Origin of the sequence: Hydrogenobacter thermophilus TK-6 (assembly GCF_000010785.1) — a bacterium.
GTDB classification, from domain to species: Bacteria; Aquificota; Aquificia; order Aquificales; family Aquificaceae; genus Hydrogenobacter; species Hydrogenobacter thermophilus.
On the sequence record NC_013799.1, the window covers coordinates 1,159,362 to 1,175,248 of the forward strand.

A 15,887-nucleotide genomic window follows, 5' to 3' on the forward strand; every position below is an offset into this window, starting at 1 on the left:
TCACTTCACCAGAAGCATCGGTATGTCAAGATGATGCATCACAAAGGAAGTGACGCTACCAAAGAAAAACTCCTTAAACCTCCCTTTTGAGAAGGCACCCATAACCAAAAGGTCTATATTGTTTCCTTTACAATACTCCACTATCTTCTCTTCGGGAAATCCCTTAAGATGCTCATAGTGATCTACTTTTTGGGAGATGTCTTCTGAAAGGTTGTCCTCACCTACATAGATAGCCTCAAGTTCAAAGCCAAAGAGGGGTTTAAGATACTGTGCTACACTCATTGCCTTTTTTGACATTTGCCTGCCGTCGTATGCTACGCAGACTTTTCTTATGCTTCTCTCCTCCTCGGGTGAGAGAAAGACGGCACACGGCGACCTTCTGGCTACCATGTCCGCATTGGAACCCAAAAGAAAGCCCTCTATGGGTCTTTTACCCCTTTTTCCTAAGAATATGATGTCTTCCTTATCCGCCTGAGAAACTATCTCCTTGTAAGGCACACCCACCGTTTGGAAGGAGGAGACTTTTAATCCTCTCTGCCTTCCCAAGCTTAAAAACTCATGCAGAAGCTCATCCGCCTGAGCTTCTAAAAACTCCCTTACCTTGGAAGAAGCACCGTAGTAAAAGGTAAACCCCAGGACTCCTGCCAGGTCTTCAAGAAAGCTCTCCTCTATGAGTCTCTCATCCACTATGTGAATGCCCACTACAGGTATATCCAACTTGCTGGCAAACTCAAAGGCGTAGTTGCAGGATGTCCAGCCTGACTTAGATCCATCCACTCCTACCAGCAACCTCTTAAACATCCAGGTTCCTCACCTCCCTCGCGTAAGTCTCTATAAACTCTCTCCTGGGTTCCACATCTTCTCCCATGAGTATGGTGAATATCCTGTCCGCTTCAGCTGCATCCTCTATACTTATTTTTAGAAGCCTCCTTGTGGCTGGGTTCATGGTGGTTTCCCAGAGTTGTTCTGGGTTCATCTCTCCCAAGCCTTTGTATCTTTGCACTTCAAAGCTCTCTTTTGCAAGCTCCATAAAAGAGCTAAGTATCTGGTGTACATGGTGCAGGGTTCTGCTTTTCTTCTCAAGTCCTATTGTGACAGGAAGTTGTAATTCTAAGTCTGAAAACACTGACTTGTATGCCAATGAAGAGAGAAAGTCTACATCAATGATGACACACTTACCGGTTTTAGTATCCGTGAGTATAAGGTCGTAGGCGCTATTAATATGGTCATACTTAGTTTCTATTGTGTACTCCGGGAGATTTTCTCTGAGCAGGCTTAACTTTTTCTCAACTGCTTTTTCATCTCTCAGGTCTTCTTCGCTGAGTTTTACATGCTGCAGGGCAGAAAGCACATCCTCACCTTTTCTTCTGATCAGGTACTTATAGTTTTCTTCAAACTCCCGTAGGTTCTTCAAAAGCTTCATGAGTTCCTCATCCTGGTACTTTCTACCCTGTGCATCTATGAGCGTTCCTTGATTTTTTATGTATTCCATAAGTGTGTTTTCAAGCTCTCTGTCATCCTTGAGATAAAGAACGGTTTTACCTTTTTTGAGCCTGTAAAGGGGTGGTTGAGCTATATAGAGGTGCCCAGCCTCTATGAGCTTCGGCATGTACCTATAGAAGAAGGTCAAAAGCAAGGTTCTTATGTGCGACCCGTCCACATCCGCATCTGTCATAAGGATCACTTTGTGATACCTGAGCTTTGATAGGTCAAGCTCATCACCTATTCCACAACCTATTGAGCTAACTATGGCTTTTATCTCCTCGTTGGAGAAAACTTTATCAAGCCTTGCCTTCTCCACATTTAGTATCTTTCCTCTCAGTGGCAGTATAGCCTGCGTCCTTCTGTCTCTACCCTGCTTGGCTGAACCTCCTGCAGATTCTCCTTCCACTATGAAAAGCTCACACTTTTGGGGGTCCTTTTCCGAACAGTCCGCCAGCTTACCCGGCAGGGTGGTGTCTTCCAGTGGAGACTTTCTCCTCACCAACTCTTTCGCTTTTTTGGCCGCTTCCCTTGCAAGAGCAGCCTCTACCGCTTTTTCCACTATCTTCCTGTAAATTTCTTTATTCTCTTCAAAGTATTCTGAGAGATGCTCGTAAACCACAGACTCTACTATGCTCTTTACATTCTGGTTTCCCAGCTTGGTTTTAGTTTGCCCCTCAAATTGAGGCTCTGGCACTTTGCAAGACACCACCGCCACAAGCCCCTCCCTCAGGTCTTCACCAGTTATAGCTTCTTTTAGCTCCTTTTGAAGCTTTATGATCTGCAAGGATCTCATCACAGCCTTAGTAAGCCCGCTTCTAAATCCTGTTATGTGTGTTCCACCTTCCACAGTCTTTATGTTGTTAACAAAACTCTCTACAAGTTCTCTGTAGTCTTTTGTGTAAAGGAATGCCACATCCACATCTACGCCTTCCCTCTCCTCTCTTATTCTTATTACCTGGTCAAAGAGTGGTTCTTTACCTGTTGACAAAAACTTAACAAGCTCCTCTATGCCTTTGTCAAATTTATAAACAAACTCTTTGCCAATCCTTTCATCAAGGAGTCTGAAGGTACAATCTGGATTTAAGTAAGCCAGCTCCCTTACTCTCCTCTCCACCAAGTCAAGCTTTATCTTGGTGGTTTCAAATATATCCGCATCTGGTTTGAAAGTTACTTTTGTGCCTCTTTTTATGGTGCTTCCTATCACCTTCAGAGGGTATAATGGTTCTCCTCTGCTGTACTCCTGCCTGTGTATCTTTCCATCCCTGTATACTTCTACTGCTAACCACTCAGATAGAGCGTTCACTACAGAGGCACCTACACCATGAAGACCACCCGAATATCTGTAAACCTTTTTGTCAAACTTCCCACCAGCCCCCAGCATGGTAAATACCATCTGCACTGCTGGGATGCCCGTATCTGGGTGAAGGTCTACGGGTATGCCTCTACCGTCATCTTCAACGCTTACAGAACCGTCTTCGTGTATTACAACGCTTATGTTTTTTGCATAGCCAGCTACGTGCTCATCAACAGCGTTGTCAAGAATTTCCCAGAGTAAGTGATGCAGTCCCCTCTCCCCCACATCACCTATGTACATGGAAGGTCTAAGGCGAACGTGCTCAAGCCCTGTAACAGCTTTTATGTCCTCTGCTTGGTATCTTTCCATTTCCATAAGCAATTGGGAGAAGCACCCCCAGCGGGATTCGAACCCGCGATCTCCGCCTTGAAAGGGCGGTGTCCTGGACCGGGCTAGACGATGGGGGCTAACTTCTCAGAAACATTATACGGAAATTTAAAAGAATTGTCAAGTAGTGGAGCCTTCCTCGTCAAGATAAAAAACATCGTCGGAGATGGCATCGTTCCATCTTTTAAAGCCTGGCAGTGCCTCTATCCTGTACCATGAGGACCTGTACCATATACCCTTTGGATCCCTTTTGACGGGAGCAACTTGTGCAGCCTTGGTTTCTCTGTGATAATCCCAGGTTATGTATGCGTTGAAGTCTTGAACTATATCGGTTATGGCAACGCCAAACTCGGATGTGAGTGCTATCTGGAAGTCTCTCCACCTGAACACGGATGAGTCCCTCAGAGTAAGACCGAAGTATCCTACACCACCCTCCTCTTTGAGGGTTGCTATACCCCTACCTATGAAGGCTCTAAAAGCAGGCAGGGTTTCGGGAGGGTCTGATACAAAAACATCATAACATCCCAAAATCTCGGAGGGGAACGGGTTTCTAAGGTCCCAAACTCTCGCTTCCGCATTATCTATACCAAGCTCCCTAAAGATGCTGTTATCAAAATCAATGAGCCTTTTATCTATGTCAATAACAAGAACACTCTTAGCTTTTCTTGTAAGTGCTACCGCAAGGCCGGTAAGGTCATCCTCCGCACCTAAGACGATTATATCTTTATTTCTGAGGTCTCCCCTTGAGTCCATAAAGAGGACTCTTGAGATGGTGGTTTCGGGCGTCACAGACCCCTGGTCGTAATCCCTTATAGCCTTAGGTCTGTCCTTTGTGAGCTGTAAAAAGGTTCTATAAAACTCTATATCCGTGTAAAAAGGTATGCCCCTTCCTTCGCAGGCCTGGCAAACATAATCTACATAAGGTTCTATGCCGAGGTCTTTGATAAGGTCATAGCCCTTCTGAGTGAGCCTTATATTCTCCTCGTCATCAATAAAAGCGTATCCTTCCCTTATAAGCACCTTAATTATGCCTGATGCAGCGGGCACGGGAAGGTCTGACATGTCCACCACTTCCCAAAAATCACCGCTTTTTAAAAGGGCAGACAGAACTCTCTCAACATTCTTTTGGTATATCCTAACCTGGCTTTCTTCTCTCGCCTTAAAGGCAAGCTCTACCAATAAACTCACCGCCATCTCCTTTTCAAAAACAATTAAGATAAACTATTATATCACAGTATTTTTAATCTTCCTCAGGCATATCGTGTATAACTATTCTTTTGCCTGCCATGCGTGAGAGGATCTCGCACGCCACCTCTACACCTGAGCCTGCACAGGATGTAAAATGAGAGCTAAGTCCTGCTAAAGTGCCAATTACAAAAAGGTTAGGCAGCACTTCAAAATCTTTGTGTTTTATCATCACCCTTCCGGGCTTTGGAGATTTGGTGTTTTCCACCACCTGCAGTTCTAAACCCTCCATGTTGAAACCATGAAAACCCGTAGCCAAGACTAAAAATTCTGCGGTAAAGCTCTTTCCTGAGGAGGTATTTACCGTATACATGCCATTTTCCTGACTTATACTTCTGGCTTCTTCCTCCAGTATATCCACCCCACCCCAATCTTGTATCTGTTTTCTTATCTTTTCTAAAAGGTCCTTGCCCAAAATGGGATCAAGCCCAGGAACATTTTTAAGATAAGCCTTGTTTAGGTCAGAGCCTCCCTTGTCTAAGAGAAGGTACCTTTTGTCTTCTGCCCACTGCCAACCTCTACCTCTTGAAGAAGCCAGCATCAGAGCGCAGGAAAGCCCAGAAGCACCACCACCTACTATGACAACATGGTACTTCATAGAGCTTTATTATATCACCTTTTGAACTCCAAAGTAGGATTATCAAGGCTTCCGTAAATTATCAGGCTTATGCCATTGCCGCTTACCGTAACATTCAGTTGCGAATTCAGAAAATTTTTTCTGCTGAGTACAATACTGCCACTGCCTGATAGCGTATAGTCAGATACCAATGCCCTTCCATCAAAAGATTTCCCTTTGAATACCAGCGAAAGCTCATCCACTTTTGTATCCTTTACCTTAAGATTTAGGAGCTGTGCAGTCCCTCTTATACCGTCGTTTAAGCTAAGGTCCAAACTCTTCACATAAAAACCTTCAAAGCATCTAAAATCCTTTCCCTGAAGATGCGCCTTACCAAAAGGGTATAACTTAGCCGTCAAATATCCATCGCCACACACTCCCTTCAAAAGCAGATAAGGCACTATCAGGGATATGTCCAGCCTGTCAAAACTGACCACCTTTGAGTTTTTGCCGTACAGGTTTACTCCTTTCAAACTCAGGTAAGTAAGTCCTTCCTGCACATGGTTTGCTGTTAGGTATATACCCTTTGACATGAGCCACATATCCAGGAGAAGAAACTTGGGAAGAGTCAGAAAAGCAAGAAGGATAAAAAGAATTGCAGAGCTTGTAAAAAGAAGAACAGAAAATTTAAGGCTGCTTTTTCTCATTACCCTTCTTTTCTCTTTCTTCTATAAGTTTTTTAAGCTCCTCAGCCATCTTTTGATGCTGGCGCGTTATTTCAGAAAGTTCCTCCGGCTTTTCTATAACATAGGGTGTCAGAAATATAAAGAGAGAGACCTTATCCTCCGTTTTTGTATCCCTTCTGAAGATCCTTCCCAATCCCGGAATGTCCTTGAGTCCTGGGACTCCCTGTGTGCTGGTAAGTGTTTTGGTGTTTACCAAACCGCCTATGATGATGGTTTGTCCGTTTTCTACCACCACATCCGAGTTTACCTGTCTGTTGGATGTGACGGGAACTGCGTAGCTAAGTGTTCCTATCTGGGGTCTTATGTAATCTACAATGTCCTGAAGCTTGAGGTTTATCTGAAGCCTGAGGTCTTTGCCCGATATGGTGGGAGTAACTCCCAGGTCTAATCCCACTTCCTTGTAGTCATATGTAATGACAGGCATACCGTTTATGTCAAACTTTACACCCGATGCGTAAGGTACCACCTGACCCACCTTTATCTCCGCAGTTTGATTATCCAAAGTCAGAACCTTTGGATTTGATACTATGTTAAAACCGCTACCACTCTCCAAAAGAGAAAAGAGCAGTAGAAGGTCTGGGAAAAATAGCTGGGTGCCCCCTATGGTAACCGTCCTTCCAGCTGTGCTGAGTACTCCCATGATAAAGTTCCCAGAAAGTATGGCATTGTATACATCCTGAAGACTTCCACCTCCAAGGCTCACACCTCCTTGTGTCCCTATTATCTGCCACTTTACACCTATATCTAAGGCTTTGCTGGTACTCATCTCCACTACCGTTGCTGCCAAGAGAACCTGTTTTCTTCTTACATCCATTTTCTCTATAAGGGATTTGACGCCTTCGTACTCCTGAGGAGTTGCGTAAAGTATTACCGAATTAGTGCCTCTATCAAAACCTATTCTCATACCCTCCTTTGTCTCTATGGGCATAAGCTGGAGCTGTGTTTGTTTGGGTCGCTCCTCCCTCCTAAGGGGCGTTTCCAATCCTCTTATTTCTGGCATCTGGGGTGCTGTGGAAGGATAAGGCTCCTGAGGTTGCACCGCTCCTACAGGGCTTATTCCTCTAAAAAGACTCTGGAGACTTTTGTATATCTCTTCAGCAGATACAAACTTCAAAGATATGATGTAAAAGTTCCTCTCCAATCCCCCCAAGCTCTCCCTGTCTAAGGTGCCTATAACTTCCTTCACTATATTCTGAACGCTTTCGTTAGCCGCCACTATTATGGCATTGCTGTCTTTATTAAAGGTTATAAAAGTGGGACTGCCAAGCTGTTGCTGAAAAGCGGCAGTCAAAGGTTGAAGACTTTGAAATACAGTGTCTGCCTTTGCTCTCTCCAGCCTGTAAACCTTTACCTTTATTGCCCTTTCTGGTGAGTCCAGCTCTCTGAGTATGGCTTTTACCTTTTCTATGTTTTTGGCTATGTCAGCAATAAGGAGAGTGTTGGACTGTTGATGTATGGCAAGTTTTGCAAAGGGTGAAAGGAAAGGCTGAACAGCCTGTTGAAGCTGAAGTGCCTGCGTATTTTCAGCCTTGTAAAGGTAAATTATCACCTCTCCAGAGGTGGAAGGTCTTTTTAAACTTGCAAAAGAGGTAGCTTGCCCAAGCGGAACTATCCTTACAAAACCCCTCTCCTCTATAACTCCGTATCCCTGCATAGACAGAGATAGTACAAAAAGGTCCCAGGCCTCTCTTATACTCACGGGTTTTGCCGAGCTTATGGTCAGGCTCCCCTTCACATTAGGGTCAAGGACTATGTTTTTGCCTGTTAGCTCGGACATAAATTTGGCAATTGCGGAGATATCGGCATTCTGAAAGTTGAGATATACCTTCCCAGTCTTTTTTTGCTCCTGTGCCTGCTTTTGAAGCTCCTCCGCCGTTTGGGCATAAACACCCACCGAGAGAACAAAGAGGGAAAACACTAAAATAAATAACCTTAGCATCACTCCACCCTCAGATTAAGCTCCACAGGTGCGCCATCCCTAAGAAGGCTTATCTTTAGGCTCGTTTCGTTTCTCAGTGCCTGAAGTATCCTGAAAGCATCCTCACCGCTCCTTATCTCTTGGTTGTTTATAGCTATTAGCACATCACCGGCCTTTATGCCAGCTCTGGAAAATATGCTCTGCGGGTCCACCCACTCAAAGAGAAAACCTCTTGTCTGCCCGTTCTGTACATAAGGCACCAACCTTATCTGTCTAAACATTATGCCCGGATCTGCCGTTACATTCTCTATCTCCCGTTTGGAAACCACAGCCTGAAGGCTCTCAGAAGGTGAAGATAAGCTTGGAGCTTCCTGCCTCAGAGCAACAGTCTTGACAGGCTCGAATCTAAAACCAACAGTCTTAGTCTCCTGACCCTTACCCAGCAACAGATAATTCCTCTGAATGTCTATTACTCTATAACTTCCCACCTGACTGCCGATCCTCACCGTTTGCACCTTTCCCCCCATATCAACAAGAGCCATCCTGATGCTCCCGCTCACCGTTGCTATAAGATGCATTTTTGTTATGTCTTCACTGGGAAGAGCCTCCTGCTCCTTAAAGATGGCGCTAAAGTCGGGAGTGCTGGCTCTTTCTCTTGGCATCTGAGGTACGCTGAGATGCCAGAAGGGCAAAAGAGAAAAGTAGTAAAGGGTAAGTGCCAAAAAGGCAAAGTTGGCAAGAAAAAGCAAATACACTCCCACCATATGGGTATAAATTGTACTACAATTTTAATATGAGCCTTCACTCTACCACCATCCTTGCTGTCAGAAGGGATAACACCACCGTCATAGGAGGTGATGGACAGGTGACGCTGGGGCATTCGGTTATAAAGCACGGGGCAAAAAAGATAAGGAAGCTGTACAACGATAGGGTGCTTGTGGGTTTTGCGGGCTCTGCGGCGGATGGACTTGCTCTCATGGAAAGACTTGAGGCAAAGCTTGAGGAGTTCAGAGGAAACTTAGTAAGAGCTTGCGTTGAGCTGGCAAAGGAGTGGAGAATGGACAAGTACCTTAGAAGGCTTGAGGCTATGCTTCTTGTGGTGGATAAAGACAACATGCTTCTACTTTCGGGAAATGGTGATGTTATAGAACCTGATGAGCCTGTTATAGCCATTGGGTCTGGTGGAGACTTTGCAAGGTCAGCAGCGCTCGCTCTTTATAGACACACCAACATGTCTGCTGAGGAGATAGTTAAAGAGGCGCTCAAAATAGCCAGTGAGATATGCATATACACCAATTCCAACTTTGTAATAGAAAAAGTGAGCTAAATGCTAGAGAAAGGTCTTTTAAAGGTGCTTCTTAAGCTGCAAGATACCCAGATGAGCATAGAAAGACTTGAAAAAGCTCAGAAGAAGCTAAAGGAGGAAGAATCCAGATTAAGAAGAGAGTTCTCAAAGCTTGAAGAGGAGGAAGCTCAAACACTTCTGGTCATAAAAAACATAGAGAGTCAGATAAAGCAAATCAAGGAAGAAATTTCAAGATGCAAGGAAGGTATAAAAAGAGCAGAAAGTAGACTCAATATGGTGAGGAAGGCACAAGATTATAAGGCACTTTTGAGAGAGAAGGCAAAGTATGAGGACAGCATCATAAAGCTCAGTCAAGATTTAAAAAACCTTGAAACAGAAAAGAAAGAAAGGGAAAGCGCTTATGCAAAGGAGAAAAAAGTATTTGAGAGAAGATACAGAGAGATTAAAGAAGAGCTTGAATACATCACCTTAGAGCAGGAGAATATCTCAAAAAAGCTCAAGGAAGTAAAAGGTCAAGAGCAGAGGCTAAGGGAGAGTATTCCTTCCCAGGTGCTGATGGAGTACGAAAAACTAAAGGATCATGTGGGGCTTCCTGTGATAGTTTCTGTGGTGAGCTTTGGAGCATGCGGTGGCTGCGGTATGACACTACCTGCTACGCTATACTCAAAAGTGGTATCGGGGCAGATAATAAACTGTCCCAACTGTGGCAGATGGGTCTACTATGAGACTTAAAGGCATAGACCCAGTCCTGATGATGGCGCTTGTCCTGGTGCAGCTGATAGGCTTCCTGGGTGTCTTTAGCGCAACTTATAAAGATGGTATTTCTCCTCTCTTTTTAAAGCAATTTCTTTATACGGTTCTTGGCTGGATCATGTTGATAGTTATTACATTTACCAATTTTCGCATGCTTTACGATATGGCTCCAGTCATATACATGCTGAATCTTTTTTTTCTTGTTCTGGTGCCTCTTTTTGGAAAGACGGTTTACGGAGCAAAAAGGTGGCTGGACCTTGGTCCTTTTAGCTTGCAACCTTCTGAGTTTATGAAGTTCTCCCTGCTGCTCTTTATCACTTACATACTTGGACACACAAAGAAAAGCGTTAGCAAAGAATCCGTCATTCTGATGCTTGCCTTTTTGATCCCAGCCATCTTGACTCTCAAACAGCCAGACCTTGGGACTGCAATATCTTACGGGATAATTCTTCTGTCTCTGCTTTTTTTTAAAGGTGTACGTCTGAGGTTCTTTTTTGCTTTGGGATTTTTACTTTTGGTGCTTTCACCTTTAGTGTGGCATTTCTTGAAGGATTACCAGAGGGAGAGGATAATGGCGGTCATAGACCCTTATGCGGACTATGCTGGAAGTGGATATCAGCTCATACAGTCTGTAATAGCGGTGGGTTCTGGTGGCATAGTGGGTAAAGGTCTTTTGAAAGGTACTCAATCGCACCTTCTGTTCCTCCCTGAAAAGCATACAGACTTTATATTCTCCGTAATAGCGGAAGAGGGAGGATTTGTGCTAAGTCTTTTGCTGTTATCCTTGTACTTCCTACTTATATACCGATTGATAACTTATGGCATGCGCATCTACGACGGAAACCAGAGGCTATTTTTGGGTGGCGCTGTATCGCTTTTGCTTTTTCAGGTGTTTGTAAATTTAATGATGACTATGGGACTTATGCCTGTTGTTGGCATACCTCTGCCCTTTGTGAGCTTTGGAGGAAGCAGCGTTTTAACCTTTAGCATGCTGCTGGGAGTCTGCTTTTCTATAGTAAGAGAGTACAGGTTAAAGGACATACACTTTGAGGAAAAGCTATGATAGAGAGTCTTTATGTGCATGTGCCTTTCTGCTCCTACAAATGCCCTTACTGTGATTTTGTATCCTTTGCAAGTTCTGCTATATCTCATGAAGATTACCTTAAGCTGCTCATTAAGGAGCTTGAGCTATACAAAGGTGAGAGCTTTTCTCTTAAGACTCTTTACTTGGGAGGTGGGACTCCATCTCTTATAAGCCCAGAGCTTTACAGGGAGTTTTTAAAGGCTCTTGACGTGGACCTTAGCCAGCTGGAGGAGTTTACCATAGAGTGCAATCCAGAGACTTACAGAGAGGATGAGTTCAAAAAAATGAAAGACCTGGGATTAAACCGGGTGAGTGTTGGGGTTCAGAGCTTTAAGGAAAAGGGGCTAAGGATGCTGGGAAGGAGGCACACTGTAAAAGAATCCATAGACTGCATTATGTCAGCCTATCATGCTGGGATAGAGAATATAAGCATAGACCTCATATACGCCTATCCCAACCAAACCCTCAAGGACCTCAAAGAGGAGCTAAGATTTATAGAAGACCTTCCCGTAAAGCACGCCTCCTGCTACATACTCACACCTTACGAGGATACTCTCTTTGGGTATCTTTTGAGCAAAGGCAAGCTTCAACTTCCGGATGCAGACAAGATAGCGGACATGTACCTGTTTCTTGTAGAAAAGCTCAGTTCTCTTGGCTTTGACCACTACGAGATATCCAACTTTGCTATGCCCGGTTATGAGTGCAGGCATAATCTCTCTTACTGGCTTGGGAAGGAGTTTTTGGGTTTGGGTGTCTCTGCGTGGAGCTTTGTAAGGGATGTGAGGTTTGGAAACACGAAAAATCTTGATAAGTATGCTACTTTAGTGCTTATGGGGAGAAAACCTGCTCATCAGTGCGAAGTGCTAAAAGGTAAGAGAAAACTCCAAGACACGCTCTTTACAAGACTCAGAACCAAGTGGGGCATTCCCAAAGAATACGCAAATCTGATACCAGAGGACTTATCTGAATTTTTTGAAATAACCAACGAAAGTATCAGGCTCAAAGAGGAGGGTATGCTTCTTATCAACGAGATACTCCTCAGAGTTTTCCGTCTTTTGGAGGCAAGGCATGGTCTACTACCAGATGAGGAAGCTCCAGCTAATTGGCAGGCTACTCTTTGAGGAGGGGCTTGTGGATGCAAGAGCTGGAAATCTATCTGTCAGGATAGGTGATAAGATGCTCATAACCAGGAGGGGATCTTTCTTGGGAGACCTCAAAGACCACGACTTTATACTCTTGGACATTAAAAGGGAAAGCCTTCTTGATGAGAGGGCATCTTCTGAGCTTGTGGTCCACAGGGAGGTTTATTTAAAAACACAAAAACGTGCCGTAGTTCATGCACATCCTGTGAGCGCAGTAAAGCTCTCTTTTGAAAAAGACCTTATAGTGCCAAAAGATTCGGAAGGGAAGGAGCTTTTGGGAAGCGTTAGGGTGCTTAAAGAGCTGCCTTCGGGAAGCTACCAGCTGGCTCAAGCGGTGGCAGAGACTTTAGCTGGGGAGAAGTTGGTGGTAGTTAGGGGACACGGGGTTTTCAGTGCGGACACAGATGTCTTTTATGCTTACAGTCATATATCTGTCCTTGAGCATTCGTGTAAAATACTGCTTGATGAATGAGCTAATCTACAAGGGTTGTAAGATACCTTCCGAGCTTTATTACGACATAGAAAATCAGGTTTGGTATAAGCTGGAGCCTGATGGCACCGTGAGGGTTGGAGCAACGGACATAGGACAGACAAGGGCAGGTAGGATGGTCAATGTCAGGATAAAGCCGCCCGGTAAACATGTGCCAAAGGGAAAGCCGATTGCGAGCCTTGAGAGTGGAAAGTGGACAGGTCCAATACCTGCAGTCATAGAAGGCCAGGTGGTGGAAAGGAACGAGGCGCTCTTTGACACACCAGACCTTATCAACGACGACCCTTATGGCAAGGGGTGGATAGCAAGGCTAAAACCCACCAACTTAGAGATGGACCTAAAAGACCTTGTCACTGGCGAAGAAGCTATAAGAAGGATGAAAGAATACATAGACAGAGAAGGCGTAGAGTGTAAAAGTTCATAAAGCTTTTGCCAGCAGGGAGGGTATCATCTTTAGCTCCTCATCCAGAATGGTTCTAACATCCAAAAGAAGCTGGTCTTCTTTTATTCTGCCTATTATGGGCGGGTCAAGGCTTCTGAGTATTCTGTCAAGCTCCTGGGCTGTTAGCTTTTTGTGTATTACTGCAACACAGTAAGTTTCAAGGCTTAGCTCGGGCAGAGACCCACCTCCGCACTTGGAGAAATCCTTAACAAGATAAACCTCAACTTCTGGAAGAGCTTTCTTTATGGCTCTTAGAAGTCTCAGTGCACGCCTTTTTAGTTCTGAGGCTTTGTAAGTTAGCATCTTAAATATGGGGATGTCCCAGTATCTTTCTTCAAGATAAAGCCTTAGCGTCATTTCAAGCGCTGCCAGTGTCATTTTGTCTATCCTGACTATCCTGCTGAGGGGATTTTTCCTTATGGGTTCTATAAGGTCTTTTTTGCCTATGATGATGCCTGCCTGAGGACCACCTAAGAGTTTGTCTGCACTTCCCGAAACTATGTGTATGCCTTTTTGTATGGAGCTTTTAAAGTCAGGCTCTTGGGAGTTTATACCCAACTTTTTTATGTCAATTAGCATCCCGCTACCAGCATCGTAATAGACGGGCAGTCCAAAAGTCAGAAGCTCTTCTGGTTTGACTTCTTCCACAAACCCTTCCATGTAAAAGTTGCTTCTGTGAACTTTCATAAGCAGAGCCGTGTTTTGATTTATTGCTATCTGGTAATCTTTTAGTTTTGTTTTGTTGGTGGTACCTACTTCTATCAGTTTTGCACCGCTTGCTCTCATTATGTCAGGTATGCGAAAACTTCCACCTATCTCCACAAGCTCCCCCCTTGAAACCACCACCTCCTTACCGCTGGCTAAGGTATTAAGCACCAAAAAAACTGCGCTTGCATTGTTGTTTACCACAAAAGCCGACTCACAACCTGTAAGATGGATAAGGTAATCCTCCACAAGCTTTGACCTTGAACCTCTCTTTCCCTCCTCAAGGTCATACTCCAAGTTAGAGTAGCCTGTTGCTATGTGTTTTACGAACTGTCCCACCTCCTCGGCAAGTGGCGACCTTCCCAAATTGGTGTTTATTACCACACCAGTGGCGTTTATAACCCTTCTTAGCTGGGTTTGAACCCTCCTTTTTATACTCTCCTCTACAAGCGTGTGGAGGTCTTCCAAGCTGTTCCTTTTGCCCTCCTTTATCTCCTGACGCACCCGCTCCAGCACCTCCTTTATGGCTCTTTTGGCATAAACCTCCGGATACTTATCTTTGTATAACTCTAAAAGCTTAGACACCTGTGGTAGGGATCTGAGAAGGTCCTCCTTCATCTTATAAACCTCCTCACATCACCTTCTCTCACAGTCAAGCCCTTTCTGTCCATATACTCCAGCAGGGGTATGAGATACTTTCTTGTAAGTCCAAGCCTTTCCTTAGCCTGCTGGACGCTAAAAGTCTCCCCTATCTGCCTTAGCTTTTCCACCAGCTCTTTAAACAAAGTATCACCTATGTAAAGGAACTCCCCCAAGCTGTGTATGTATCCTTTCTTTATAGCTATAGGAAGCAGGTCTTTAAAATCAACAAGCTCCTTCTCTTCCTTTATTTGGCTTTTCACGGTTTCCATAAGTCTTTTAAAACTCTCAAGCTCTTCAACTTTTGATTTTTTCTCACTCAGAAGGTAATCCTCTACTATTTTAAGGTCCTTCCTCTCCTTGAGAAGATAACTTAGCACATCCTCCTCCAGCCTTAGCTTGCTCTTTAACTGTGCAAGCTTTACCATACCACCCTGTTTTTCAAGAAACTCTGTAAGCTTTTCCTGAACTTCTTTTAAAATACCTTGGGAGTAAATACGGTCATTTATGCGTACCCCCGCTACGTGTTGAGGATTTACAGCCCTTCCTAAGGATGCGCTTATATCTTTTATCTTCAATCCCTTTATTCCAGCCTCCAGCATCTGATAGCTTATCAGGTCATCCCTGAGAAGATTTATATGATTTCTTATAAAGCTTTTGGAAATCCTTTTGGGAATGGGGTCAAGGACGGTAAAGCTTCCTGCGTGTCTGCCAGAAGTATCAAGCACCGGACCCCTATCACCTCTCACACACACAACCTTTTGAGAGAGTCTAACTAAATAGACATCTTCTTGCACATGCCTTAAAAGTCCCAGCACGCCTCTCATGCCAAAAAAGAAAATGTACTCTTTGCCTGGCTTTAGACCTTCCGCGGATACAAGCACCACATTAGTTTTCCCAAGTTCATCCTTTTTTACAAGCCAGAAGCCCCTCTCTACAAGCTTGGCCTCCATTTCAGGAATGTTTAATGCAAGCCTCTCTCCCGCTCTGCCCTCTTTAACAAACCTGCCGTGATTCTGTATCTTCCTTACCCTGCCCAAAAGCCCAACAGGTTCCAGGCTTAGAGTATCACCCTCTCTTACCGTACCTGCCACACAGCTACCTCTAAGCACAGTCCCATAGCCTTTCACATGGAAGGCTGAGTCTATATTCATCCTGAAGAAGGCCTGACAGTCAGGCTCTTTTATATTCCTCACATAGCTGTATATCCCCTCTTTTAGCTCCTCAAGTCCACTTTTTTGGACAGAAGAAACAGGATAAAAACCAAAACACTTTATACCCTCTTTGCTTAGTAGTCTCTCTGTCTCTTCTCTTACAATTTCCACAAGCAGATGTTCGCATCTGTCTATTTTGGTAAGCACCACCAAGCAGTGGTCTATCCCAAAGCTTTTCATAAGCTTTATGTGTTCTTCTGTTTGAGGCATTGGACCCTCACTGGCATCTATCACCAAAAGAACCCCCTGCACACTTGAAAGCCCTGCTATGGCATTTCTTATAAACCTTTCGTGTCCTGGGATATCTATGATCTCAACTCTTACACCATCAAAGTCAAGAAAGGCAAAACCTATGTCTATGCTCATACCTCTCTCTTTCTCCTCTGGCAGTCTGTCCGTATCTATGCTGGTGAGTGCTTTTATCAGAGATGTCTTGCCATGGTCTACATGCCCAGCAGTTGCCAAAGTTATGTATCTCATG

The 15,887-nt window shown here is 44.3% G+C and carries 15 protein-coding genes and 1 tRNA gene; 6 read left to right on the forward strand and 10 right to left on the reverse strand.

What is annotated here, in order from left to right; all coding sequences use genetic code 11:
* The 8 genes from HTH_RS06440 to HTH_RS06475 form a co-directional block, all read right to left on the reverse strand.
* On the reverse strand, positions 1 to 801 hold the full coding sequence (locus HTH_RS06440; protein WP_012963908.1) for a universal stress protein: 801 nt from the start codon (positions 799 to 801) through the stop codon (positions 1 to 3).
* On the reverse strand, positions 794 to 3,154 hold the full coding sequence (gene gyrB / locus HTH_RS06445; RefSeq protein ID WP_012963909.1) for a DNA topoisomerase (ATP-hydrolyzing) subunit B: 2,361 nt from the start codon (positions 3,152 to 3,154) through the stop codon (positions 794 to 796). Before gyrB ends, HTH_RS06440 begins: the two co-directional genes overlap by 8 nt.
* Before the next feature lie 16 nt (positions 3,155 to 3,170).
* Positions 3,171 to 3,246: transfer RNA gene (locus HTH_RS06450), tRNA-Glu, on the reverse strand.
* A 40-nt stretch (positions 3,247 to 3,286) separates the two neighbouring features.
* On the reverse strand, positions 3,287 to 4,360 hold the full coding sequence (locus HTH_RS06455) for a bis-aminopropyl spermidine synthase family protein (RefSeq protein WP_012963910.1): 1,074 nt from the start codon (positions 4,358 to 4,360) through the stop codon (positions 3,287 to 3,289).
* Positions 4,361 to 4,406: 46 nt separating this feature from the next.
* The gene (locus HTH_RS06460) at positions 4,407 to 5,009 is read right to left on the reverse strand and encodes an FAD-dependent oxidoreductase (protein WP_012963911.1); all 603 of its coding nucleotides are present in this window, start codon (positions 5,007 to 5,009) and stop codon (positions 4,407 to 4,409) included.
* A 14-nt stretch (positions 5,010 to 5,023) separates the two neighbouring features.
* Positions 5,024 to 5,674 carry a hypothetical protein gene (locus HTH_RS06465; protein WP_012963912.1) on the reverse strand — a complete coding sequence of 217 codons (651 nt, stop codon included), beginning with the start codon at positions 5,672 to 5,674 and terminating at the stop codon, positions 5,024 to 5,026.
* A complete protein-coding gene (gene gspD / locus HTH_RS06470; RefSeq protein WP_012963913.1) occupies positions 5,655 to 7,652 on the reverse strand; it encodes a type II secretion system secretin GspD in 1,998 nt (665 codons plus the stop codon). The genes HTH_RS06465 and gspD overlap by 20 nt, the downstream gene beginning before the upstream one ends.
* Positions 7,652 to 8,395, reverse strand: a complete 744-nt coding sequence (locus HTH_RS06475) for a PDZ domain-containing protein (RefSeq protein ID WP_012963914.1) — start codon at positions 8,393 to 8,395, stop codon at positions 7,652 to 7,654. The genes gspD and HTH_RS06475 overlap by 1 nt, the downstream gene beginning before the upstream one ends.
* Positions 8,396 to 8,424: 29 nt before the next feature.
* Here HTH_RS06475 and hslV point away from each other — a divergent pair, with 29 nt between their 5' ends.
* The 6 genes from hslV to HTH_RS06505 are packed head-to-tail and all read left to right on the forward strand — an operon-like array spanning position 8,425 to position 12,830.
* The gene (gene hslV, locus HTH_RS06480; protein WP_012963915.1) at positions 8,425 to 8,958 is read left to right on the forward strand and encodes an ATP-dependent protease subunit HslV; all 534 of its coding nucleotides are present in this window, start codon (positions 8,425 to 8,427) and stop codon (positions 8,956 to 8,958) included.
* Positions 8,959 to 9,669 carry a zinc ribbon domain-containing protein gene (locus HTH_RS06485; RefSeq protein WP_012963916.1) on the forward strand — a complete coding sequence of 237 codons (711 nt, stop codon included), beginning with the start codon at positions 8,959 to 8,961 and terminating at the stop codon, positions 9,667 to 9,669. It begins immediately after the preceding gene.
* Positions 9,659 to 10,753 carry a rod shape-determining protein RodA gene (rodA, locus tag HTH_RS06490; RefSeq protein WP_012963917.1) on the forward strand — a complete coding sequence of 365 codons (1,095 nt, stop codon included), beginning with the start codon at positions 9,659 to 9,661 and terminating at the stop codon, positions 10,751 to 10,753. The genes HTH_RS06485 and rodA overlap by 11 nt, the downstream gene beginning before the upstream one ends.
* Positions 10,750 to 11,895: a radical SAM family heme chaperone HemW gene (gene hemW, locus HTH_RS06495; protein ID WP_012963918.1), complete on the forward strand. Its 1,146-nt coding sequence runs from the start codon at positions 10,750 to 10,752 to the stop codon at positions 11,893 to 11,895. The genes rodA and hemW overlap by 4 nt, the downstream gene beginning before the upstream one ends.
* Entirely contained in the window at positions 11,843 to 12,388 is a 546-nt protein-coding gene (locus HTH_RS06500) for a class II aldolase/adducin family protein (protein WP_012963919.1), read from the forward strand. Before hemW ends, HTH_RS06500 begins: the two co-directional genes overlap by 53 nt.
* The gene (locus HTH_RS06505; protein ID WP_012963920.1) at positions 12,381 to 12,830 is read left to right on the forward strand and encodes a glycine cleavage system protein H; all 450 of its coding nucleotides are present in this window, start codon (positions 12,381 to 12,383) and stop codon (positions 12,828 to 12,830) included. Before HTH_RS06500 ends, HTH_RS06505 begins: the two co-directional genes overlap by 8 nt.
* On the opposite strand, the gene selA is transcribed toward HTH_RS06505, so the two are convergent.
* Together selA and selB are read right to left on the reverse strand one after the other, a co-directional pair.
* Positions 12,825 to 14,171 (reverse strand): L-seryl-tRNA(Sec) selenium transferase, encoded by a 1,347-nt coding sequence (selA, locus tag HTH_RS06510; RefSeq protein ID WP_012963921.1) that lies wholly within the window; start codon positions 14,169 to 14,171, stop codon positions 12,825 to 12,827. The genes HTH_RS06505 and selA overlap by 6 nt on opposite strands.
* On the reverse strand, positions 14,168 to 15,886 hold the full coding sequence (selB, locus tag HTH_RS06515; RefSeq protein ID WP_012963922.1) for a selenocysteine-specific translation elongation factor: 1,719 nt from the start codon (positions 15,884 to 15,886) through the stop codon (positions 14,168 to 14,170). The genes selA and selB overlap by 4 nt, the downstream gene beginning before the upstream one ends.
* Between the last annotated feature and the right edge of the window lies 1 nt (position 15,887).